The organism is Oryzisolibacter sp. LB2S (assembly GCF_040732315.1).
In the GTDB taxonomy this organism is placed as follows: domain Bacteria; phylum Pseudomonadota; class Gammaproteobacteria; order Burkholderiales; family Burkholderiaceae_C; genus Alicycliphilus; species Alicycliphilus soli.
This window is the reverse complement of the sequence record NZ_CP160388.1, coordinates 312,563-335,689: the sequence shown is the minus strand read 5'-3', so window position 1 is coordinate 335,689 and position 23,127 is coordinate 312,563. Positions and strand designations below refer to the sequence as shown.

The following is a 23,127-nucleotide window of genomic DNA, read 5'->3' as shown; positions in this document are numbered from 1 at the left end:
CGAAGCCGCAAAGTATAACGCGGACTGCTCTTTCGAGCAAGTCCGCGTTACGTGGGGCGCAGACCACGGTCTGCGCCAGCGATGCCGCAGGGATTACTGCAGCTTGATCTCGACGTCGACGCCGGCCGGCAGGTCGAGCTTCATCAGCGCGTCCACGGTCTTGTCGGTGGGATCGACGATGTCCATCAGGCGCTGGTGCGTGCGGATCTCGAGCTGGTCGCGGCTGGTCTTGTTGACGTGCGGCGAGCGCAGGATGTCGAAGCGCTTCATGCGCGTCGGCAGGGGCACGGGGCCCTTGACGATGGCGCCGGTGCGCTTGGCGGTGTCAACGATCTCGGCTGCGGACTGGTCGATCAGCTTGTAGTCGAACGCCTTGAGGCGGATGCGGATTTTTTGCTTGGACATTGCGTATTCCTTGTCGGCAGTGGAACCGGATTACTCAATGATCTTGGCCACCACGCCGGCGCCGACGGTACGGCCGCCTTCACGGATGGCGAAGCGCAGGCCTTCTTCCATGGCGATGGGGGCGATCAGCTTGACGGTGATCGACACGTTGTCGCCGGGCATGACCATTTCCTTGTCGGCGGGCAGCTCGATGGAGCCCGTGACGTCGGTCGTGCGGAAGTAGAACTGCGGACGGTAGTTGTTGAAGAACGGCGTGTGGCGGCCGCCTTCGTCCTTGGACAGCACGTACACCTCGGCCGTGAAGTGCGTGTGCGGCTTGATGGAGCCGGGCTTGCACAGCACCTGGCCGCGCTCGACTTCTTCACGCTTGGTGCCGCGCAGCAGCAGACCCACGTTGTCGCCTGCCTGACCTTGGTCGAGCAGCTTGCGGAACATTTCCACGCCGGTGACGGTGGTCTTTTGCGTGTCACGAATGCCGACGATTTCGATTTCTTCGCCGACCTTGATGATGCCGCGCTCGACGCGACCCGTGACCACGGTGCCGCGGCCGGAGATGGAGAACACGTCTTCCACGGGCATCAGGAAGGTGCCGTCGACGGCGCGCTCGGGCGTGGGGATGTAGCTGTCCAGGGCCTCTGCCAGGCGCATGATGGCGGGCTCACCCTTGTCGGACTGGTCGCCTTCGAGGGCCAGCTTGGCCGAGCCGCGGATGATGGGGGTGTCGTCGCCGGGGAATTCGTACTTGTCCAGCAGTTCGCGCACTTCCATTTCGACGAGCTCGAGCAGCTCTTCGTCGTCGACCATGTCGCACTTGTTCAGGAACACGATGATGTAGGGCACGCCCACCTGGCGGGCCAGCAGGATGTGCTCGCGGGTCTGGGGCATCGGGCCGTCAGCGGCCGAGCACACCAGGATGGCACCGTCCATCTGGGCGGCGCCGGTGATCATGTTCTTCACGTAGTCGGCGTGGCCGGGGCAGTCCACGTGGGCGTAGTGGCGCGTGGCAGTTTCGTACTCGACGTGCGAGGTGTTGATGGTGATGCCGCGGGCCTTTTCTTCGGGCGCGTTGTCGATCTGGTCGTAGCCCTTGGCTTCGCCGCCGAACTTCTTGGACAGCACCGTGGCGATGGCCGCCGTCAGCGTCGTCTTGCCATGGTCCACGTGGCCGATCGTGCCCACGTTCACGTGGGGCTTGGTGCGCTCAAACTTACCTTTTGCCATTTTCAAACTCCAAAAGAGCAATGCCTGTGTGAGGGTTTAACGTCTGCACCCGGTTGCTGACTCCTGCCGCACAGTGCAACGGCAGGGCATCGGATCGCAGATTGCAAAGATTTGCTGAGAATTCATAGCTGCCAACGCTTATTGGATAAGCGTTGGCAGCATTTTTGCCAATTACTTGGCGCGGGCGGCGATGATCGCTTCGGCCACGTTGCGCGGAGCCTCGGCGTAATGCTTGAACTCCATCGTGTAGGTGGCGCGGCCCTGCGTCATGGAGCGCAGCTGCGTGGCGTAGCCGAACATCTCGGACAGCGGCACCTCGGCCTTGATGGCCTTGCCACCGCCGACCATGTCGTCCATGCCCTGCACCATGCCGCGACGGGAGGACAGGTCACCCATGACGGTACCGGCGTAGTCCTCGGGCGTCTCGACTTCCACGGCCATCATGGGCTCGAGGATGACGGGGTTGGCCTTCTTGGCGGCTTCCTTGAAGCCGAAGATGGCGGCCATCTTGAACGCCTGCTCGGACGAGTCCACGTCGTGGTAGGAACCGAAGGTCAGCGCGACCTTGACGTCCACCACGGGGTAGCCGGCCAGCACGCCAGCGGTCAGCGCCTCTTCCACGCCCTTTTGCACGGCGGGGATGTACTCGCGCGGCACCACGCCACCCTTGATTTCGTCCAGGAATTCGAAGCCCTTGCCCGGCTCGTTGGGCTCCAGACGGAACACCACGTGGCCGTACTGGCCCTTGCCGCCGGACTGGCGCACGAACTTGCCGTCCACGTCCTTGACGGTGGAGCGGATGGTTTCGCGGTAGGCCACCTGGGGCTTGCCGACGTTGGCTTCGACGCCGAACTCGCGCTTCATGCGGTCGACGATGATTTCCAGGTGCAGCTCGCCCATGCCGGCGATGATGGTCTGGCCCGATTCTTCGTCGGAGCGCACGCGGAAGGACGGATCCTCGGAGGCCAGGCGCGACAGGGCGATGCCCATCTTTTCCTGGTCGGCCTTGGACTTGGGCTCCACGGCCTGCGCGATCACGGGCTCGGGGAACACCATCTTCTCGAGCATGATGTGGTGATCCAGGTCGCACAGCGTGTCGCCGGTGGTCACTTCCTTCAGGCCCACGCAGGCGGCGATGTCACCGGCGCGGATCTCTTCGATTTCCTGGCGCTCGTTGGCGTGCATCTGCACGATACGGCCAATGCGTTCCTTCTTGCCCTTGACGGCGTTGTAGACCGTGTCGCCCTTGGTCAGGACGCCCGAATACACACGCACAAAGGTCAGCTGGCCGACGAAGGGGTCGGTCATGAGCTTGAACGCCAGGGCAGAGAACTTCTCGTTGTCGTCGGCCTTGCGCGAGAGCTTCTTCTCTTCGTCCTCGGGGTCGGTGCCGGCCACGTCCGGGATGTCCACTGGCGAGGGCAGCAGGTCGAGCACGGCGTCGAGCATGCGCTGCACGCCCTTGTTCTTGAAGGCCGAGCCGCACAGCATGGGCTGGATCTCGGTGGCAATGGTGCGCTGGCGCAGACCGGCAACGATCTCGGCCTCGGACAAGTCGCCTTCTTCCAGGTACTTGTTCATCAGCTCTTCGCTGGCCTCGGCGGCGGCCTCGACCATGTTCTCGCGCCACTTGTTGCAGGTCTCGACCAGGTTGGCGGGGATGTCGCCGTATTCGAACTTCATGCCCTGGGTGGCCTCGTCCCAGATGATGGCCTTCATCTTGAGCAGGTCGACCACGCCCTGGAAGTTGTCTTCGGCACCGATGGGCACGACGATGGGCACGGGGTTGGCGTTCAGGCGCAGCTTCATCTGGTCATAGACCTTGAAGAAGTTGGCGCCGGTGCGGTCCATCTTGTTCACGAAGGCCAGACGCGGCACCTTGTGCTTGTTGGCCTGGCGCCAGACGGTCTCGGACTGGGGCTGCACGCCGCCCACGGCGCAGTACACCATCACCGCGCCGTCGAGCACGCGCATGGAGCGCTCCACCTCGATGGTGAAGTCCACGTGGCCGGGGGTGTCGATGATGTTGATGCGGTGCTCGGGACGCGACAGGTCCATGCCCTTCCAGAAGCAGGTCACTGCCGAGGAGGTGATGGTGATGCCGCGCTCTTGCTCCTGCTCCATCCAGTCGGTCGTGGCGGCGCCGTCGTGCACCTCACCCAGCTTGTGGGTCACGCCGGTGTAGAACAGGATGCGCTCGGACGTGGTGGTCTTGCCAGCGTCGATGTGGGCCGAGATACCGATGTTGCGGTAGCGCTCAAGAGGGGTTTTGCGTGCCATGGTAATGGTCTTTCGTTAACGGCCAAGAGCCCGGTCGCCAGACAGGTGACGAGCGGGCTCCCAGCCTTCGAGGGGATGCGAGGATTAGAAGCGGAAGTGGCTGAAGGCCTTGTTGGCCTCGGCCATGCGGTGCACTTCGTCACGGCGCTTCATGGCGCCGCCACGACCTTCGGTGGCTTCCATCAGCTCGTTGGCCAGGCGCTGGGCCATAGACTTCTCGCTGCGCTTGCGCGCGGCCTCCTTGATCCAGCGCATCGACAGCGCCAGACGGCGCACGGGGCGCACTTCCACGGGCACCTGGTAGTTGGCGCCACCCACGCGGCGGGACTTGACTTCCACCATGGGCTTGACGTTGTTGATGGCCGTGGTGAACACCTCCAGGGCATTCTTCTCGGGCTGCTTCTTCTCGATCAGCTCCAGGGCGCCATAGATGATGCGCTCTGCAACCGCCTTCTTGCCGCCTTCCATGATCACGTTCATGAATTTGGACAGCTCGACATTGCCGAACTTGGGATCCGGCAGGATTTCACGTTTGGGGACTTCGCGACGACGTGGCATTTGTTACCTCAATCTTGCTTCAGTTGGCGCCGTTTCCGGACACCGCGAGAGCCAATCACAGGACTCTCACTTACTCGACCCGCGCACACCATGTGCGTTTGGGGTCACTACGCTGCACCACCGCGCCACGCGGGGACAGCACCGAATCTGTCAAGAGCCGAATTACTTGGCCTTGGGACGCTTGGCACCGTACTTGGAACGGGCCTGCTTGCGGTCCTTGACGCCTTGCAGGTCAAGCGAACCACGCACGATGTGGTAGCGCACACCGGGCAAGTCCTTCACACGACCGCCGCGCACCAGCACCACGCTGTGCTCCTGCAGGTTGTGGCCTTCACCGCCGATGTAGGAGATGACCTCGAACCCGTTGGTCAGGCGCACCTTGGCGACCTTGCGCAGAGCGGAGTTCGGCTTCTTGGGCGTCGTGGTGTACACGCGGGTGCACACGCCGCGGCGCTGCGGGCAGTTCTCCATGGCAGGGCTTTTGGATTTGACAACTTCGACCGTGCGGCCCTGACGCACGAGTTGGTTAATGGTTGGCATTAATACGTCCCTAAACGTGAATGAAAAGCGAAAACGTGAATCCCTTCGGAAATTCCGAAAAGCCTTCTAATGTACCAGCATGCCCCCGCGCAGGCAAGCCGGGCACGCAAATCCCCGCCCGGCCTACTTGATCCACAGGCGGATGGCGTCCCAGGCGCGGCCCAGCATGCCGGCCTGACCCACGTCCTCCAGCGCCACCAGGGGCAGCTCGGCCACCTGCTCCTCGCCGAGCTTGACCTTGAGCGTGCCCACGGGCTGGCCCTTGGCGAACGGGGCGATCAGCGGATCCTTGCGCACGATCTCGGTGCTCAGCTTGCCGGCGCTGCCCGAGGGCACGGTGATCACGATGGCCTGGTCACGGCCGATCTTGAGCGTGCCCTGCGCGCCCTTCCAGATCTGCGGCGTGGCCACGGCCTGGCCGGCGTCGAAGAGCTTGACGGAGTCGAACGCCGTATAGCCCCAGTTGAGCAGCTTCTGGCTTTCGTTGGCGCGCGCGTTCTCGCTGGCGGCGCCGAGCACGATGGAAAGCAGGCGGCGCTGGCCCACGTTGGGGAAGTCGCGCTTGGCCGTGGCCACCAGGCAGTAGCCCGCGGCCGCCGTGTGGCCGGTCTTCAGGCCGTCCACGGTCGGATCGCGGAACAGCAGCGTATTGCGGTTGTTGCTGTTGGAGGCCGGCGTGCCCTCGTAGCGGTACTGCTTGGTGGAGTAGTAGTGCATGTACTGCGGAAAGTCCTGCATCAGCCGCGTGGCCAGCGTCGCCAGGTCGCGCGCCGTGGTGGTGTGGCCCGGCTCGGTCAGCCCCTCGGGGTTCTTGTACTGCGTGCCCTTCATGCCCAGGGCCTTGGCCTGCTCGTTCATGAGGCGCACGAAGTTCTCGGCCGTGCCGCCCACGCCCTCGGCCAGGGCCATGGTGGCGTCATTGCCCGACTGCACGATCATGCCCTTGAGCAGATCGTCGACCGGAACCTGCATCTTGGGGTCGATGAACATGCGCGAGCCCGGCATCTTCCAGGCGCGCTCGGAGACAGGCAGCTTCTGCTCAAGCGTGATCTTCTTGGCGCGCAGCGCGTCGAACACCAGGTAGCCGGTCATGAGCTTGGTGAGCGAGGCCTGCTCCACGGGCGCGTCGATGTCCTTGGCGGCCAGCACCTGGCCCGCCGTCACGTCCACCAGCAGATAGTTGCGCGCGGCGATCTCGGGCGGCTGGGGCACCTGGGCCCAGAGCATGGCGGGGGCCATCAGGGCGGCGCAGACGAGGGATCGCAACTGGGGCAGGAGAGACTTCATGGCAGGAACAACAACGGAGAACGGAAACGAAACCGGCCGGGGCGGCCGGTCATGGGAAGAAGCGGGCGGAGGGAGATCGCGATCAGTGCATGGACATGGACTGCAGGTGGCGCGTCACAAGCCCCCTGAGAAGCGGCAATTGTCCGTGAAAGAAATGCCCACCACCGGGCACAACCGTAACCGGCAGTGTCTGCGGCCGGGCCCAGTCCATCACAGATGTGAGCGGCACGGTTTCATCATGCTCGCCATGCACGACGAGGGTGTGCAGATGGGCCTCGGGCGGCACGGGCGCGACCGTGAAGCGGCTCGCGGCAGTGCCCACGAGCACGGCGCTGGCCACCTCGCGCTCGCCCCATAGCCGCGCCAGCGCATGGCTGGTCACGAAGGCGCCGAAGGAGAAACCGGCCAGCGCAATCGGCCCCTCGGGGGCCACCTGGCGCACCACGGCGAGCAGGTCGTCGAGCTCGCCCCGGCCGTCGTCATGCACGCCGGCGGACGCGCCCACGCCGCGGAAGTTGAAGCGCACCGCCGTGTAGCCGCTGGCCACGAAGGCGCGCGCCAGGGTCTGCACCACCTTGTTGTCCATGGTGCCGCCATAGAGCGGATGAGGGTGGGCGATCACGGCCACGCCGCGCGGCGCCACGCCGGTGGCGGCCGCATCGCGCGCGGCCTCCACGGCGCCGGCGCCGCCCATCAGGGTCATGCGTTCGGTCTGGGAATTCATTGTGCTATTCAATCGAGAGCTGCAGACGCTTGATGGTCAAGCGCAAGAGACCAAAAACACTGTAAAAAAACCGGGCCATGCCCCATCAGCGCCCCAGCTCGGGCGGGGTCAGCAGACGCTCGACCACCACGCCGTTCTTGAGGTGCGACTCGACGATCTCCTCGATGTCGGCCACGTCCACATAGCTGTACCACACGCCCTCGGGGTAGACCACGGCGACGGGGCCTGCGGCGCAGCGGTCCAGGCAGCCGGACTTGTTCACACGCACCTTGCCCGGGCCGGCCAGGCCTTGCTGCTTGACCAGGGTCTTGCAATGCTCGAAGGCCTGTTGCGCGCCATGCTGGGCGCAGCAGTTCTCGCCGTTCGTGCGCTCGTTCAGGCAAAAAAAGATATGTCGCTGGAAATACGGGGGCTGGGTATCGCTCATGGGCCGATTTTAGGTTTGCACCTCGCGCCGCGACACGCGCAGCACCACATACAGCAGCGCCGCGTAGGGCCAGAGCCAGCCCAGCCACTGGCCCAGGCCGTAGAAGCGGATGAAGCGCCCCTGCTCCCAGGCCTGCAGCGTCTGCGCGAAGTAGGCCCCCGTGGGCGCCTGGTTGAGCAGGTTCAGATGCAGCATCAGCACCAGCAGCAACATGGCCGCACAACCGCGCCGCGGCATGGGTGCAAGGGCCAGCGCCGCGGCCAGCCCCGCCATCAGGCCGGCCTGCGTCGGCGCGGTCACCCATTCCCAGGCATGGCCGGGGCCGTAGCTGAGCGATGCGGACAGCGCCGTCGCCGCCACGCCCACGGCCAGCACCGCCAGTGCGAACACCATGCGCCGCCCGAGGTGGCGCATGATGCAGTAGCCGAGCAGGCAGGGAATGAGCAGACCCAGCGCGACGACCAGCAGCTCGCCCCCGGGCGACAGGGGCTTGAGCGGCCCGCCCGCCTCCGGCATCCAGGCCATGAAGGGCGTGCCCTCGAACAGGGCGACGAGCGCGGCCTCGAGCCGCTCCCACACCTGGCCCAGGCCCAGCGGCAGGGCCGCGGGAAACAACAGCGCCCAGGGCCAGAGCGCCAGCAGCACGAGCGCGCCACGCGCCTGCGGCACGAACCAGCGCTCGCGAAAGCGGCTCCAGTGCGAGATCGCGCCCAGGCGCTCGAGCAGCGCGGCCGCCAGAGCCCCGATCAACGTGCCCGCGGCGTTGAGCGCCAGGTCCATGTTGGAGGGCACGCGCCGCGGCAGGTAGATCTGCAGAAACTCCATGGACAGCGACAGCAGCGCCCCGGCCAGCGCCGCCAGCGGCACGGCCGCGCGCGGCCAGCCCATGCGCAGCAGGGCCAGCGCCAGCAGAAAGCCGAGCGGCGCATAGCCCGCCAGGTTCATGTTGACGTCGAACCAGGTCCAGTACGGCGGCGGCATGCGCGCCGAGAAGAACACCCAGGGCGAGATGCCCTGGGCGCGCCAGCCGTCGAACGGGAACAGGCTGGCAAAGACGATCAGCGCCGCATAGATCAGCGCCAGCGGCCAGGCCGATGTCTTGTGCATGGCACCGGGGCCGCCATCAGAAGGGCTTGACCACCACCAGCACCACGGCGGCGACGAGCATCAGCACCGGCAGCTCGTTGAACCAGCGAAACCAGCGGTGGCCGTGCTGGTCGACATTGGCCGCGAGCCGCCCCAAAAGCCGCGCGCAGCTCCAGTGGTAGAGCACCACCAGCAGCACCACGGCGAGCTTGGCATGCAGCCAGCCGTTGCCCGGCCCCTGGCCAATGCCATAGCCCAGCCACAGCCACAGGCCCAGGCCGATGGCGGGCACGGACAGCAGCGTGGTGAAGCGCAGCAGCTTTCTCGCCATGAGCAGCAGGCGCTCGCGCTCGGCCACCGAACCCGGCTGCACCATGGCCAGATTCACGAAGATGCGCGGCAGGTAGAACAGGCCAGCAAACCAGCTGGCGATGAAGACGATATGAAAGGCTTTGACCCAGAGCATCGGCGCAGTGTACGCGGCACGCTACAAAAAAAGAGGCCCGGACGAGGCCGGGCGGATCAAGCCCTGCGGCCATCGATGCCACCGGGCCCCGCCCAGGGAGGTGAAGCGGGGGGCGGCGAACCGCCCGGGCGCAATCTAGCACCGGCGAGGCGGCACGCGCAAGCCGGCCTACCCGGCCAGCGCCCGCCCCAGCGCCGCATGCAGCGCCAGCGCCAGCCGCTCGGCATCGGGCGCGGCTGCGCTGAGCTCGGCGCAGCTCACGGTGCGCCGGCGCATCGCGGCCTCGTCGCCGCCATGCTCCATGGCCTGGCAGAGCAGCGCCCAGTCGGGCGGCGTGACCAGGGTGCCGGCCACGAGCAGCACGCCCGTGCGCTGGCGCCGCTGGGCCAGGCCGACGAGCTTGCGCCCGCCGTCGTCCACCACCTCCCAGGGCGCGAGGCTGCCGTAGCAGGCCCAGGGCACGGTGGATCCGGTCAGCGCATTGGCGGCATCGACCTCGGCCGGCGGCAGGGCCCGCGAGGGCACACCCAAAGCGGCAAGCACATCGACATGCAGCCGGCCAAGGCCCAGGTAGCTGTCTGGCAGGCGGCCCTGCACCCAGGGGTGGGACAGCGGCAGCACGACGGAGCAGCTCACCATCCACGGCCCGACCAGCACCGCGCCGCCGCCTGAGGGGCGCAGCAGCAGGTCGACCCCGGGCGCCAGGCGCGCGCGCGCGCCCTGCTCGAAGCGGCGCTGCGAGCAGCCGAGCACGACGGCCGGCGCGCCATAGGTCCAGACGTGAAAGCGCGGCCGCTCTACGGGCGCGAGCATCTGCTCATGGTTCCAGGCCTGCTCCTGGGCGATGGTGGTAAGAAAGGACTGCGAATCGGACATGGGCGCGCAGCCTATCACCACCGTCACGGCCCGGCAGCGATGTGGAGAACGAGGTGACAAACGATGTGGGGGACAATTGCCCTCATGCATCTGTCCAACCCCACCCCCTTCCCCGCCAACCGCCCGCGCCGCCTGCGCCGCGACGCCTTCACGCGCAACCTGGTGCGCGAGACCCTGCTCACGCCGCACGACTTCATCTACCCGGTGTTCGTGCACGAGGGCTCCAGCCTGCGCGTGCCCGTGCCCTCCATGCCGGGCGTCGAGCGCCTCTCGCTCGACCTGCTGCTGCCCGTGGCCGAGGAATGCGTGCGCCTGGGCATCCCCTATCTGGCGCTGTTCCCCTCCATAGAGGCCGAGAAGAAGACGCCCGACGGGCGCGAGGCGCTCAACCCCGAGGGCCTGATCCCGCGCGTGGTGCGCGCGCTCAAGAAGGAATTTCCCGATCTGGGCGTGATGACCGACGTGGCGCTCGACCCCTACACCAGCCACGGCCAGGACGGCGTGCTCGACGACACGGGCTACATCCTCAACGACGAGACGGTGGAGATCCTCGTCGGCCAGGCCCTCACCCATGCCCAGGCCGGCGTGGACATGGTCGCGCCCAGCGACATGATGGACGGGCGCATCGGCGCGGTGCGCGACGCGCTCGAGGCCCATGGCCACATCCACACGCGCATCATGGCCTACAGCGCCAAGTACGCGAGCGCCTTCTACGGGCCGTTCCGCGACGCCGTGGGCTCGAGCGCCAACCTCGGCCGCAGCAACAAGGACGTCTACCAGATGGACCCGGCCAACACCGACGAGGCGCTGCGCGAGGTGGCGCTGGACCTGGCCGAGGGCGCCGACATGGTCATGGTCAAGCCCGGCATGCCGTACCTCGACGTGCTGCGCCGCGTCAAGGACGAGTTCAAGGTGCCGACCTTCGCCTACCAGGTCTCGGGCGAATACGCCATGCTCAAGGCCGCGGCGCAGAACGGCTGGCTCGATCACGACAAGGTGATGATGGAGGCGCTGCTCGCCTTCAAGCGCGCGGGCGCCGACGGCATCCTGACCTACTTCGCGATCGAAGCCGCGCGGATGCTCAAAAAATAATAGCTGCTCGCACTTGATGGACAAGTGCTGGAGGCCGATTTGACCGCAAACCCAGCCCCGCCGATCCGCGTCTTCCACCTGCAGCCAGGCCTGGCCGCCCAGGAGCTCGACGGCCTGCCCGAGGCGCCGCCCGCGCGGGGCTACTACTGGATTGCCTGCACGCGCACGGCCTTTGGCGCCGAACTCGCACGCCTGCAGGCTGCGCTGCAGCGGCTCACCGGCCAGCAGCTCGTGGACCTGCATGTCTCGGACCTGCTCAACGCCCAGCTGCCCTCGCATTACGACTACACCTCGCAGTACGACCTGCTGGTCGTGCGCCGCCTGGCCCAGGCCCAGGCTCCGGCCGCCGCGCCGCTCCCGGGCACGCGCGGCGCGCCGCCCAAGCTGCGGCGCATAGACACCAGCCCCGTGGGCTTTGCCGCCTTCGACGAGCTGCTGCTGTCCGTCCACCCCGAGGACTGCGGCGTGCGCGACGGCTACGCGGCCCGGCTGCTCGCGCCCGCGGGCGGCAGCGGCACGCCCGCCAGTGCCGCCGAGGCCGTGGTGCGCGAGCTGCGCAGCGGCCCCGTGCCCGGCACGCGCCTGCCGCCCAGCCCCGCCGACCTGATGCTGCGCGTGGTCAACCACATCGTGGACAGCTACCTGGACCTGCGCCGCGAGTTCTCGCGCCAACTCGACCACTGGCAGACCGAGCTGCTGCGCCCGCGCTCGCGCTTTGCCAACTGGGGCGCGCTGATGCAGGCGCGCATGGCGCTGCACCAGCTCGACGAGATCTGCGAGGACCAGCGCACCGCCGTGCGCGCCTGGCTCGACGCGCTCGAGGGCTGGGACATCCCGGACGACGCCGCCGCGCTGCGCGAGCTGGACCTGCTCAAGGTGCGCAGCCGCGACGTGCTCGAGCACATCGAGCGCGTCGTCACCCATGTGCGGCGCCTGGAGCACAGCACCGAGACCGCCGTGCAAATGCATTTCTCGGTGCAGAGCAACCGCACCAACGACATCATGCGCACGCTCACGGCGCTCACGGCCGTGTTCCTGCCGCTGAACCTGATCGCCGGCATCTTCGGCATGAACTTCGACTTCCTGCCCATCGTCCACCGCAAGGAAGGCTTCTGGTGGGCCATGGGCGGCATGGCCGCCATCGGCATCGCGCTCACGCTGCTGTTCTGGCGCAAGCGCTACCTGGCGCGCAGCAGCCAGGACTGATCCTGAGGTTTCCCCTCAAATTTTGCTTGTAAAACAATAGCATGCGGGATAGATTGGCTATCCAAAACAGCATGTCGGTGCATGCATGGTCGGTTGAGTCCCCCAATGGTGTTTCCACACAAGCCATCAGGAGACACCACCATGCACGCGATAGAGATTTTGCGCGATACGCTGGCACGCAGTTGCCCAGGCCTGCACAAGCGCAGACTGCAAACACTGATGAGTGCCGTCGAGGCCGCATTGCATGCGCGTAGCCACACCCTGTCCAACTTGGCTCGCGCTCTGAGCCGGGACACCAGCGTGCGCCAGCGCGTCAAATGCGTGGATCGCTTGCTTGGCAACGCTGCATTGCAGCGTCAACAAGGCGATATCTACGCTGGCATGGCCAGGCAAATACTCGCCGGCTGTAGCCAGCCGGTGATTTTGGTGGACTGGACAGATCTGAAGGCCGATCGCAGTGTCCAGATGATTCGCGCCAGCTTGGCCTTGCACGGGCGTAGCTTGAGTTTGCTCGAGCAGGTGTATCCATGCAAACAGGCGAGCACCCCGGGGGCGCATCAGCGTTTTCTACGGCAACTCAAGGTCATCGTGGGTGATCGGGTGCGCCCGATCATCGTCACCGATGCAGGCTTTCGCACCCCCTGGTTTGTCGCCGTGGAGAAATGGGGATGGCATTGGCTGGGACGCATTCGTGGGCGTGATCTGCTGCGCCCAGCAGGCGAGCCAAAGGCCCGCTGGATCAGCTGCCGCAGCGTGTGGGCTGACGCCAGTGGCCAGGCGACAGACTTGGGCGCCTATGAATGCGTACGCTCTCGCAGGCATATATCCCGCTTGGTACTCGTCAAACGTGCCCCCAAGGGGCGGCACAAGTGCACGGTGCATGGCATGTGGGTATTTCGGATCAACGTGACCGCTCATTTCGGAGCAACGTGACCGGTTGTTTCGGTCGAACGTGACCGGCTGTTTCGGTCCATCGTGACCGGTCATTTCGGCTGAACGTGACCGATTTGGGCCCCCTCCGAAATCACCGGTCACGATCCCGAGACGCAGTCATACACCGCCGAAACGGTGTTGCGCATACCGATCAACCTGGCGGGTAACCTGCCTGGCTTTTTGCCGGAGCCAGCATGCCCGCAGCAAGGACATCCATGCGCAAGATCAAGGACGTTTTACGCCTCAAACTCGAAGGCCAACTCTCGCACGAACGCATTGCCGCCGCCCTCAAGCTCTCCAAGGGCGTGGTGGCCAAGTACGTGGGCCTGGCAGCTGCTGCCGGCCTGGACTGGGCCACCATCGAGGAGCTGGACGAGACGGCGCTGCAGCGCCGTCTGCTGGCCGCGCCGCCCCGCCCACAGGACTTCGTGCTGCCCGACTACGGCCATGTGCACCTGGAGCTGCGCCGCAAGGGCATGACGCTCATGCTGCTGTGGCAAGAACACGTGGAGCGCCACCGCGACGCCCACACCCACCGCTACACGCAGTTCTGCGAGCACTACCAGCGCTACGCCAAGACGCTCAAGCGCTCGATGCGCCAGATCCACCGCGCCGGCGAGAAGCTGTTCATCGACTACGCCGGCCCCACGGTGGCTTTGTGCGATGGCAGCCGCGCGCACATCTTTGTGGCGGCCCTTGGCGCCTCCGGCTACACCTTCGCCTGCGCCACGCCGCGCCAGACGATGGCCGACTGGCTGGGCGCCTGTGCCCGCGCGCTGAGCTTCATCGGCGGCGTGCCGCAGCTGATCGTGCCCGACAACCCCAAGGCGTTGATCGCCAACCCCAACCGCTACGAGCCCCGCGCCAACGACACCGTGGAGGACTTCGCCCGTCACTACGGCACCTCGGTGCTGCCGGCGCGTCCCCATCACCCTCAGGACAAGGCCAAGGTCGAGTCAGCCGTGCAGGTGGTCGAGCGCTGGATCCTCATGCGCCTGCGCCACCAGCGCTTTGCCAGCGTCGATGATGTCAACGAAGCCATCGCCCCGTTGCTGGATCTGCTCAACCACAAGCCGTTCCAGAAGCTGCCCGGTAGCCGCGCCAGCACCTTCGCCGAGATCGACGCGCCTGCCTTGCAGCCGCTGCCGCGCCAGAGCTGGGAGTTTGCCACCTACAAGACGGTGCGCGTGCACATCGACCACCATGTCGAGATCGAGGGCCACCGCTACAGCGTGCCGCAGTCGCTGGTGGGCCAAAGCCTGGAGGCCCGCATCACCGCCACGGCCGTGGAGATCGTGCACAGGGGGCACCGCGTGGCCGCTCACAGGCGCTGCGCGCACAAAGGGGGCTTTACCACCTTGCCCGAGCACATGTCGGCGGCTCACCGCGCCCACCGCGAGTGGACCCCCGAGCGGCTCATCGACTGGGGCAACAGCATCGGCGCGGCCTGCGGCAGCGTCATCCGCCGACTGCTGGAGGAGCGCCGCCATCCCGAGCACGGCTACCGTGCCTGCCTGGGGCTGCTGTCGCTGGCCAAGAAGTACGGCAAGCCCCGGCTGGAGGCCGCCTGCCTGATCGCGCTGGAGCTGGGCACCAGCCGCTACAGCCACATCAAGGACATCCTGGACAACAGGCGCGACAAGGCGCCCCAGCAGGCGGCCAGTGACTGGACCAGCCCGCCACACGCTCATGTGCGCGGCCCTGGCTACTACCAGTGAACGAATGAATCGATGAACCTCACCGATACCAGAAAGACCACCATGATGATGAACACCACCCTGGCCCAACTGCGCGACCTCAAGCTGCTGGGCATGCTGGCCGCCGTGGACGAGCAGATGACGCAGGCTGCCCTGCATGGCATGAGCTTCGAGGAGCGCCTGGCTCTGATCGTCGAGCGGGAAGTGCATCTGCGCCATGACAAGCGCCGCACCCGACTGCTCAAGGAGGCCAGGCTGAGGTACCCGCAAGCGGCCATCGAGGACATCGACACCCGGGCAGGCCGGGGCCTGGATCGCAAGGCCGTCATGGGCCTGGTGCTCAGCGACTGGATCGACTGCGGCCACAGCGTGCTCATCAGCGGCCCGACCGGCGCGGGCAAATCCTGGCTCGCCTGCGCCCTGGCGCAATACGCCTGCCGCGGCGGGCGCTCGGCCCTGTACCAGCGCGTGCCCCGCCTGGGCGAAGAACTGCGCATCCGTCATGGCAACGGCACCTTCGGCAAGTGGCTCATCCAACTGGCCAAGACCGACGTGCTGCTGCTCGACGACTGGGGCATGGCCGGTCTGGATGCCCAGACCCGCGCCGATCTGCTGGAGATCATCGACGACCGCGTCGGCCATCGCGCCACCATCATCACCAGCCAGTTGCCCATCGAACACTGGCACGCCTGGATCGGCGATGCCACCATCGCCGACGCCATCCTGGACCGGCTCATGCAGCAAAACCACCGCTTTACGCTCAGCGGCGAGTCCCTGCGCAGCAAGGCGTCCAAAGCCATTAGAAAGGAGCTTCAGACCGACCCATCGTGACCGACACCCCTACAATTTGAACGCGCAACATCGCAGGCGATGACACCGGTCACGATCCTCCGAAATGACCGGTCACGATGGACCGAAACGACCGGTCACGTTCGACCGAAATGGGCGGTCACGTTGGCCGAAATACGCAGCATGCGCGCGCGCAGCCGGCATTCGCGCAAGAGCGCCAGCGCGCACACCGAGCCCTGGTTGTTGGCCACCTCGGTTCCACCAGAGCAGCTCAGTGCCGATGCCATCGTGGCGCTGTATGCCCAGCGCATGCAGATCGAGCAGTCATTTCGCGACACCAAGAATGCACGCTGGGGTCTGGGTCTGGAGCACAGCGGCACGCGTGCGCCCGAACGCCTGGCGGTGCTGGCGCTCATTGCCACGTTGGCGCAGTGGGTACTGTACCTGCTGGGGCAGTGGGCTTACGACTGCCAGCAGGAACGCAATTGGCAACTGACCAATCGCCGCAACCGCCGGGAGCTGTCGGTGCACCGACTGGGCTGGCTGATCGCCTCCGTCTTTGATCCGCCGACAGGGCAACTGCTGCAAATCATCAGCCGCTGGAGCAAGCCCAATGCGGTTCTGGAAATTTGAGGGGAAACCTCAGGGACTGATCCCTCCTACCACCAGCCACCCACCACCTGCCGCCCTCCACGGGCGGGACGGCCTGGGGCAAATAATTGTCTAGTCAAACATTGACCAATCAAATACCATTGCGCGCCATGTCCGACCACGCCCACCCATCTCCTGCTGGGCCCAGCCTCGGGCAGCTGCTCGAGCGCGGCATCGGCCTGCAGATGCGGCGCATCACCCTGCTGCTGGGCGCCGAGATCGACCGCCGCATGGAGCCCCTGGGCCTGACCGACGCGCAGTGGAAGCCGCTGCTGCGCCTGCTGCTGGGCGCGCCCGACACCGCCGCCGCGCTGGCGCGCGACTGCCAGATGGACGCCGGCGGCCTCACGCGGCTCATCGACCGCCTGCAGGCCAAGGGCCTGTGCCGGCGCGAGCGCAGCGCGCAGGACCGGCGCGTGGTCCACATCGCCCTCACCGCCGCGGGCCGCGCCGCGGCCGAACAGCTGCCCGCCATCCTCCTTGCCCTGCAGCACGACCTGCTGCGGGGCTTTGGCGCCGAGGACGAGGCGCGGCTGCGCGACTACCTGGCGCGCCTGCACGCCAATGCCCGCGGCCTGGCCGACCAGGCCGAGCGCCCTGCCCCCACGCAAGTCCCTGACACCACGCACCGCACATGACCAGCCCACAAGCCGCCCCCGCCACACCTGCCGACCAGCGCGCCGCTCGCGCGCGCCGGCGCAAGTCCCTGCTCACACTCGCCGGCGTGGTCGCCGTGGGCGCCATCGCCTGGGGCCTGTACGACTGGCTCGTGGCCAGCCACTACGAGCACACGGACAACGCCTATGTCGCGGGCAACCTGATCCAGATCACGCCGCAGACGGGCGGCACCGTGCTCGCCATTGGCGCCGACGACACCGACTTCGTGCGCGCCGGCATGCCCCTGGTGCAGCTCGACCCGGCCGACACGCGCGTGGCGCTGCAGCAGGCCGAGGCGGCGCTGGCGCAGACCGTGCGCCAGGTGCGCCAGCTCTACGCCAACAACCGCACGCTGAGCGCCCAGGTGGCGCTGCGCGAGACCGATGTGGCGCGCGCCGAGGCCGACGCCGCCCGCATGGCCAACGAGGTGCAGCGCGCCGAGGCCGACGCCGCGCGGCGCGGCGCGCTCGCGGGCCAGGGCGCGGTCTCGCGCGAGGAGCTGCAGCATGCCGAGAGCCAGCTCAAGACCATGCGCGCGCAGCTTGCCGCCGCGCGCTCGGGTCTGGCCACGGCGCGCGCCGGCGTGGTCGCCGCGCGCGAGCAGCTGGCCAGCAACCAGGCGCTGACCCAGGGCGTGGCCGTGGCCGAGCACCCGAGCGTGCAGGCCGCCGCGGCCAAGCTGCGCGAGGCCTGGCTCGCGAGCCGGCGCATGCAGCTGCCCGCGCCGGTCGACGGCTACATTGCCCGGCGCAGCGTGCAGCTCGGCCAGCGCGTGGCCGCGGGCACGCCGCTCATGAGCCTGGTGCCGCTGGCCGAGGTCTGGGTGGACGCCAACTTCAAGGAAAACCAGCTGCGAAACCTGCGCATAGGCCAGGCGGCCGAGCTCACGGCCGACCTCTACGGCAGCCAGGTCACCTACCACGGCCGCATCGCCGGCCTGGGCGTGGGCACGGGCGCGGCGTTTGCGCTCCTGCCCGCGCAGAACGCCACGGGCAACTGGATCAAGGTGGTGCAGCGCGTGCCCGTGCGCATCGCGCTCGACGCCGACGAGCTGCGCGCCCATCCGCTGCGCATCGGCCTGTCGATGAACGTCACCGTGGACACGCGCGATCAAGGCGGCCCGGCGCTGGCCGAGGCACCGCGCACCGAGCCGCTGGCCCAGACCCGCGTGTTCGCCGAGCTCGACGCCGGCGCCGACGCCGAGGTCGCGCGCATCATCGCAGCCCACCTGCCCCGATGAGCGCCCCCGCCCCAGCCCCGGCCATCGCCGCGCTGCCACCCCCGCCGCTGTCGGGCAGCGCGCGCGCCTGGGGCACGCTGGCCCTGTCGGCCGCGACCTTCATGAACGTGCTGGACACGTCGATCGCCAACGTCTCGCTGCCGGCGATTGCCGGCGACCTGGGCGTGAGCCCCACCCAGGGCACCTGGGTCATCACCAGCTTTGCCGTGGCCAACGCGATTGCCGTGCCGCTCACGGGCTGGCTGTCGCAGCGCTTTGGCCAGGTGCGGCTGTTCGTGGCCAGCGTCACGCTGTTCGTCATCGCCTCCTGGCTCTGCGGGCTGGCGCCCAACATGGCACTGCTCATCGCCGCGCGCGCGCTGCAGGGCTTCGTCGCCGGGCCCATGATTCCGCTGTCGCAGGCGCTGCTCCTGTCGAGCTACCCGCGCGCCCTCGCCGGCCTGGCCATGGCCATGTGGTCCATGACCACGCTGGTCGCGCCGGTGCTGGGGCCGGTCCTGGGCGGCTGGATCACCGACAACATCAGCTGGCCCTGGATCTTCTACATCAACGTGCCCGTGGGCATTGCCTCGGCGCTGGTCACCTGGGCGATCTTTCACCGGCGCGAGAGCCAGCGCCAGAGCCTGCCCATCGACGCCGTGGGCCTGGCCCTCATGGTCATCGGCGTGGGCAGCCTGCAGGTGATGCTGGACATCGGCAAGGAGCATGACTGGTTCTCCTCGCCCCTGGTCACGGGCTGCGCCATCGTCGCTGCCATCGGCCTGCTGGCGTTCTGGATCTGGGAGCGCGGCGAGGAGCACCCCGTGGTGGACCTGAGCCTGTTCAGAATCCGCAACTTCTGGGCCGGCGCGCTGGCCACGGCCGTGGGCTACGGGCTGTTCTTCGGCAACGTGGTGCTGCTGCCGCTGTGGCTGCAGCAGTTCATGGGCTACACGGCCACGCAGGCGGGCGAGATCATGGCGCCCGTGGGCCTGCTGGCGCTGATTCTCTCGCCCATCGTCGGCAAGAGCATAGGCCGCGTGGACCCGCGTCGCTACGCGAGCATTGCCTTCGTGGTGTTTGCGCTGGTGCTGTGGATGCGCTCGCTGTTCTCCACCCAGGCGGACTTCACGACCATCATGATCCCGACGATCGTCCAGGGCGTGTCCACGGCGTTCTTCTTCATCCCGCTGGTGACCATCACGCTGTCGGAGATCCCGCCGCACCGCATCCCCGCGGCCTCGGGGCTGTCCAACTTCCTGCGCATCACGGCCGGCGCCATCGGCACCTCGGTGACCACCACGCTGTGGGAGAACCGCGCCAGCCTGCACCACGCGCAGCTGACCGAGCACCTCACCGCAGACAGCCCGGCGCTCGCGCAGACGATGCAGACGCTGCAGGCCGCGGGCATGACGCCGGCGCAGGCGCTCGCCCAGGTCGAGCGCATGACCAACCAGCAGGCTTTCATGCTCGCGGCCAACGACATCTTCTGGGCCTCGGCCCTGCTGTTCATCGCGCTGATCCCGCTGGTCTGGCTCGCCCACCGGCCCACGCCCGTGGCCGGCGGCGCCGATGCGGCGGCCGGGGCGCATTGATCAAGCGGTAGCTATAAATTGAATAGCTGTTCGCGTTTACCCCGTGGGCTCTGAAGGCAGTTCAGCCTGATTGGTGACGTGACTCAGGTGGCACTCGGGCGATACCACGTCATTCCGGCGAAAGCCGGAATCCAGGAGCCTCGCAGCGTCCAAACTGCATGGATTCCGGCTTTCGCCGGAATGACGGTGATCTGAGGCCTGTACCTCATCAGGCAGTTCAGCCCACGTAATCGGCCAGGAAGGCGAGCGTGCGCTCGCGCGCCTTGCCGGCCGCGACGGCGTCGTAGCTCGCACGCTGGTCGCAGTTGAAGCCATGGTCGGCGTCGTAGAGCTCGACCTGCACCTCTGGGTGGGCTTGCGCGAAGGCCCGCACGCCATCCATGGGAATGAAGTGGTCACGCGCGCCGAAATGCGCGAGCACCGGCACCAGCGGCCGGCGTGCACTCTCCTGCGCCGTGGTCATGCCGCCGCCGTAGTAGGCCACGGCGGCCGACAGGCCTTCGAGCATGCAGGCGGCGCGCCAGGCGAGCAACCCACCCCAGCAATAGCCGAGCACGGCCACCTTGCCGTTGTGGCGCCGCGCATAGGCGATGGCGGCCTGGATGTCGGCCAGCACGCCGGGCGCGGGCAGTGCCTCGGCCGCGGCCTTGAGTGCCATGCCGGCCTGTCGGTCCTCGGCGCCATAGCCCAGGTCCACATCCTTTTGCAGCCGCGCAAAGGTGGACGGCGCCAGCGCCAGATAGCCATGGGCCGCGTACCAGTCGGCCACGGCGCGGATATGGCTGTTGACGCCGAAGATCTCCTGCAGCACCACCACGGCGCCCCGCGGCGCGCCATCGGTGCGCGCGAGCCAGGCGGGGAAGGTGTGGCCATCGGCCGCGGTCAGGTCTATCCATTGGCCCATGTCGTCTCCTTGTGTTCCATGGGAGCAGGCTTCAACGCCCCTGCTGGCGCACCCATTCGGCCAGTTCGTCGGCCAGCCGGGCGCTGGCCGCGGCCAGGGCGCGGGCGCCGCCGGCGGCGTCTGCCGTGGTGGCCGGCACGCGGGCGACGAAGACCTGCTGGGCCACGATGGTCTCGCCCGCGGTCGCCGCGTCCGACAGCATGGCGCGCACGCGCACCAGGCCGGCGCTGCTCTCGGGGCTGTCAAAGACCTGGCTGAACTCCTCAAGCTGCACGCGCAGCACGCCGGGCAGGCGGCCCTTGTCGGGCTGCATGGTGGCGGCTTCCTGGCCCGTGAGCACGATGCGCTGGCGCGCCAGGCGTTCGCGCAGCGCCTGCTGCAGCAGGGCCGCGGGCGGCTGGCTCCAGCGCGCGTGGGTGTAGGGCAGCAGCTGCTGGTCGTTGGCGTAGGCCAGGCGGTAATGCAGGGCGGCGCTGCCCTCGGGCGCGCCGTTGCGGCCCATGTCCAGCAGAATGAGCGGCGGCAGCGTCGCATCCTGGGCGACCTGGGCGATCTGGCTTGCCGGTACGGGCCCGGAGCCAAAGTCGTACACGGTGGCGCGGGGGGGCGGCTCGGGCAGGGCGGAACAGCCCGCGATCAGGCCGGCAAGAATCAAGAAAAAAACGGGTTTTGCGCTTGTCAGGCAAGCGCGAACAGCTATGGTTTTCATAGTTTTGCTTCCTGGATTGCGAGCTCAACGCTGCACGGTGGGCGCCACAAAGCCGGGTTCGCCCGGCCCTGCGGCCGCGCGGCCCGGGCCGTAGATGAGCGACTGCGGGTTGTCGCTGATGTCGCTGGCCGTGTTGCCCAGGCGGCGCGCGGCGCGCGCGGTCTCGTCGGCGGCGACGTTCAGGCGCGGCAGGGTCACGCGGCCGAAGCGGTCCACGGCCACGGCCAGCGACTGGGCGCTGCTGACCACCTCGGCCAGCGGCCCGCCCTCGGCGTTGAGCACGCGCATGCTCTGGCGCACCTCGTCGGCCGCGCCCGCGGCGCTGGCGCCCGCCTGGCGCAGCGCCTGCAGGGTCTGCTGCGCGTCCCGGGTCAAGGCGGGCACGCCGGCGAGCGCCGGATCCAGGCGCGTGGCAACGGTATCGTCCAGGCGTCGCACGAGCCGGTCGACGCTGCCCGCGGTCTCGCCCAGCCGCTCCAGCGCCGTGGCAAAGCGGCTCTGGTTGTCGTCGCCCAGCAGGATGTTGATGCGGTGCATCACCTCCTGCGCCTGGGCCATGATGGCCGGGCCCTGCTCGGCCAGCTGGCTGAAGGGCGAGCTGTGCAGCGGCAGGCGCGGCAGGCCGCTGGCGCCCGGCGCCGGAGCCGGCAGGGGCGCGTCGGCATCGTCGAGCTGGATATGGGCCAGGCCCGTGACGCCCTGGTAGCCCAGCGTGGCGAAGGTGGTGGGGCTGATGGGCGCATCGGTGTTCACGGCGATGCGAATGAGCACATGGCCCGTGGCCTGCGGGTCGAAGCCTATGGCCGTGACCTTGCCCACGGCCACGCCCTTGTAGCGCACGGCGGCCTGGGGCTGCAGGCCGGTGACGCTCTCCCTGCTCGAGAGCTCGTAGAGCTTGTAGTCGGTCTGGTCGCGCGTGAGCCACATGGCCAGGGCCGCGAGCAGCGCCGCCACCACGATCACGAACAGGCCCGCGGCCAGGGCATGGGACTTGTTTTCCATCAGGCCTCCTTGAGCGGGGCGCCGGGCGCCGGTGCCATGGCACGCTGGCCGCGCCCCCCGGAAAAATAATGCTGGATGAAGGGGTGGTCGAACCGCGCCACCTCCTGCGGCGTGCCGCTGGTGATGACATGGCGGTCGGCCAGCACGGCCACGCGCGTGGACAGCGCGAACAGCGTGTCCAGATCGTGCGTGACCATGATGACGGTGAGGCCCAGCGCGGCGTGCAGCTCGCGCAGCAGGTCGCAGAACTCGTCGGAGCTGTTCGGATCGAGCCCCGCCGTGGGCTCGTCGAGCAGGAGCAGCGGCGGGTCCATGATGAGCGCGCGCGCCAGCGCCACGCGCTTGATCATGCCGCCCGAGAGGTTGGCGGGCATGCGCGTGGCGTGTTCGGGCTTGAGGCCCACCAGGCAGAGCTTGACCATGGCCGCGTCGTTGACCACGGCCTCGGGCAGCGTGCCGAGCTCGCGCAGCGCAAAGGCGATGTTGTCGAGCACGTTGAAGGCCGAGTACAGCGCGCCCTGCTGGAACAGCATGCCCACGCGGCTGCTCGCGCCCTCGCCGCCGAGCTCCGGTGCCGGCCGGCCGAGCACCGTCACACTGCCGCGCGTGGGCCGGGTCAGGCCCAGGATATGGCGCAGCAGCACCGTCTTGCCCGTGCCCGAGCCGCCCACGAGCGAGAGGATCTCGCCACGGCGCACGGTGAGCTGCAGCCCGTCGTGCACGGTGAAGGCGCTGTCGCCCTGGCCGAACACGGTGGCCAGGTCACGGATCTCGACGACGGGGGGAGCGGATGCTTCGGTCAT

24 protein-coding genes are annotated in these 23,127 nt (G+C 67.8%); 9 read left to right on the top strand and 15 right to left on the bottom strand.

Features of this window, described 5'->3' with window-relative positions; translation table 11 throughout:
* Positions 1-93 precede the first annotated feature (93 nt).
* From rpsJ to ABUE11_RS01515, 11 genes are all read right to left on the bottom strand, one after another.
* A complete protein-coding gene (rpsJ, locus tag ABUE11_RS01565; RefSeq protein ID WP_005796953.1) occupies positions 94-405 on the bottom strand; it encodes a 30S ribosomal protein S10 in 312 nt (103 codons plus the stop codon).
* Positions 406-435: 30 nt separating this feature from the next.
* Entirely contained in the window at positions 436-1,626 is a 1,191-nt protein-coding gene (tuf, locus tag ABUE11_RS01560; RefSeq protein WP_367067254.1) for an elongation factor Tu, read from the bottom strand.
* 171 nt (positions 1,627-1,797) lie between these two features.
* Positions 1,798-3,906, bottom strand: a complete 2,109-nt coding sequence (gene fusA / locus ABUE11_RS01555) for an elongation factor G (RefSeq protein ID WP_367067253.1) — start codon at positions 3,904-3,906, stop codon at positions 1,798-1,800.
* Between the two features lie 84 nt (positions 3,907-3,990).
* Complete coding sequence (gene rpsG / locus ABUE11_RS01550; protein ID WP_317700500.1) at positions 3,991-4,464, bottom strand: 30S ribosomal protein S7; 474 nt, start codon at positions 4,462-4,464, stop codon at positions 3,991-3,993.
* 162 nt (positions 4,465-4,626) lie between these two features.
* Complete coding sequence (gene rpsL, locus ABUE11_RS01545; RefSeq protein WP_367067252.1) at positions 4,627-5,004, bottom strand: 30S ribosomal protein S12; 378 nt, start codon at positions 5,002-5,004, stop codon at positions 4,627-4,629.
* Between the two features lie 123 nt (positions 5,005-5,127).
* The gene (locus ABUE11_RS01540; RefSeq protein ID WP_367067250.1) at positions 5,128-6,291 is read right to left on the bottom strand and encodes a D-alanyl-D-alanine carboxypeptidase family protein; all 1,164 of its coding nucleotides are present in this window, start codon (positions 6,289-6,291) and stop codon (positions 5,128-5,130) included.
* 82 nt (positions 6,292-6,373) lie between these two features.
* Entirely contained in the window at positions 6,374-7,015 is a 642-nt protein-coding gene (locus ABUE11_RS01535) for an alpha/beta fold hydrolase (protein ID WP_367067249.1), read from the bottom strand.
* Positions 7,016-7,100: 85 nt separating this feature from the next.
* A complete protein-coding gene (locus ABUE11_RS01530) occupies positions 7,101-7,442 on the bottom strand; it encodes a (2Fe-2S) ferredoxin domain-containing protein (protein WP_367067247.1) in 342 nt (113 codons plus the stop codon).
* A 9-nt stretch (positions 7,443-7,451) separates the two neighbouring features.
* The gene (locus ABUE11_RS01525; RefSeq protein ID WP_367067246.1) at positions 7,452-8,549 is read right to left on the bottom strand and encodes a VanZ family protein; all 1,098 of its coding nucleotides are present in this window, start codon (positions 8,547-8,549) and stop codon (positions 7,452-7,454) included.
* A gap of 16 nt (positions 8,550-8,565) precedes the next feature.
* The gene (locus ABUE11_RS01520; protein WP_367067245.1) at positions 8,566-8,994 is read right to left on the bottom strand and encodes a CopD family protein; all 429 of its coding nucleotides are present in this window, start codon (positions 8,992-8,994) and stop codon (positions 8,566-8,568) included.
* Between the two features lie 168 nt (positions 8,995-9,162).
* Positions 9,163-9,870: a ligase gene (locus tag ABUE11_RS01515; RefSeq protein WP_367067244.1), complete on the bottom strand. Its 708-nt coding sequence runs from the start codon at positions 9,868-9,870 to the stop codon at positions 9,163-9,165.
* A gap of 84 nt (positions 9,871-9,954) precedes the next feature.
* Between ABUE11_RS01515 and hemB the strand changes: the two genes are divergently transcribed.
* From hemB to ABUE11_RS01470, 9 genes are all read left to right on the top strand, one after another.
* Positions 9,955-10,962 (top strand): porphobilinogen synthase, encoded by a 1,008-nt coding sequence (hemB, locus tag ABUE11_RS01510; protein WP_367067243.1) that lies wholly within the window; start codon positions 9,955-9,957, stop codon positions 10,960-10,962.
* Positions 10,963-11,001: 39 nt separating this feature from the next.
* Positions 11,002-12,168, top strand: a complete 1,167-nt coding sequence (locus ABUE11_RS01505) for a magnesium transporter CorA family protein (protein ID WP_367067242.1) — start codon at positions 11,002-11,004, stop codon at positions 12,166-12,168.
* 141 nt (positions 12,169-12,309) lie between these two features.
* Positions 12,310-13,101, top strand: coding sequence for an IS4 family transposase (locus ABUE11_RS01500; protein WP_367067241.1), 792 nt, complete (start codon positions 12,310-12,312; stop codon positions 13,099-13,101).
* Between the two features lie 194 nt (positions 13,102-13,295).
* A complete protein-coding gene (istA, locus tag ABUE11_RS01495; protein WP_367067240.1) occupies positions 13,296-14,819 on the top strand; it encodes an IS21 family transposase in 1,524 nt (507 codons plus the stop codon).
* Positions 14,820-14,861: 42 nt separating this feature from the next.
* Entirely contained in the window at positions 14,862-15,629 is a 768-nt protein-coding gene (gene istB / locus ABUE11_RS01490; protein WP_367068719.1) for an IS21-like element helper ATPase IstB, read from the top strand.
* A gap of 39 nt (positions 15,630-15,668) precedes the next feature.
* Positions 15,669-16,220, top strand: coding sequence for a transposase (locus ABUE11_RS01485; protein ID WP_367067238.1), 552 nt, complete (start codon positions 15,669-15,671; stop codon positions 16,218-16,220).
* A gap of 128 nt (positions 16,221-16,348) precedes the next feature.
* Complete coding sequence (locus tag ABUE11_RS01480; RefSeq protein WP_367067237.1) at positions 16,349-16,876, top strand: MarR family winged helix-turn-helix transcriptional regulator; 528 nt, start codon at positions 16,349-16,351, stop codon at positions 16,874-16,876.
* On the top strand, positions 16,873-18,135 hold the full coding sequence (locus ABUE11_RS01475; protein ID WP_367067236.1) for an efflux RND transporter periplasmic adaptor subunit: 1,263 nt from the start codon (positions 16,873-16,875) through the stop codon (positions 18,133-18,135). Before ABUE11_RS01480 ends, ABUE11_RS01475 begins: the two co-directional genes overlap by 4 nt.
* Positions 18,132-19,709: a DHA2 family efflux MFS transporter permease subunit gene (locus tag ABUE11_RS01470; protein WP_367067234.1), complete on the top strand. Its 1,578-nt coding sequence runs from the start codon at positions 18,132-18,134 to the stop codon at positions 19,707-19,709. The genes ABUE11_RS01475 and ABUE11_RS01470 overlap by 4 nt, the downstream gene beginning before the upstream one ends.
* A gap of 217 nt (positions 19,710-19,926) precedes the next feature.
* On the opposite strand, the gene ABUE11_RS01465 is transcribed toward ABUE11_RS01470, so the two are convergent.
* The 4 genes from ABUE11_RS01465 to ABUE11_RS01450 all read right to left on the bottom strand — a co-directional run bounded on the left by ABUE11_RS01465 (position 19,927) and on the right by ABUE11_RS01450 (position 23,127).
* Positions 19,927-20,613: a dienelactone hydrolase family protein gene (locus ABUE11_RS01465; RefSeq protein WP_367067233.1), complete on the bottom strand. Its 687-nt coding sequence runs from the start codon at positions 20,611-20,613 to the stop codon at positions 19,927-19,929.
* Positions 20,614-20,644: 31 nt separating this feature from the next.
* Entirely contained in the window at positions 20,645-21,268 is a 624-nt protein-coding gene (locus ABUE11_RS01460; protein ID WP_367067232.1) for an ABC-type transport auxiliary lipoprotein family protein, read from the bottom strand.
* A gap of 78 nt (positions 21,269-21,346) precedes the next feature.
* Entirely contained in the window at positions 21,347-22,324 is a 978-nt protein-coding gene (locus ABUE11_RS01455) for an MlaD family protein (protein WP_367067231.1), read from the bottom strand.
* Positions 22,324-23,127, bottom strand: a complete 804-nt coding sequence (locus ABUE11_RS01450) for an ATP-binding cassette domain-containing protein (RefSeq protein ID WP_367067229.1) — start codon at positions 23,125-23,127, stop codon at positions 22,324-22,326. The genes ABUE11_RS01455 and ABUE11_RS01450 overlap by 1 nt, the downstream gene beginning before the upstream one ends.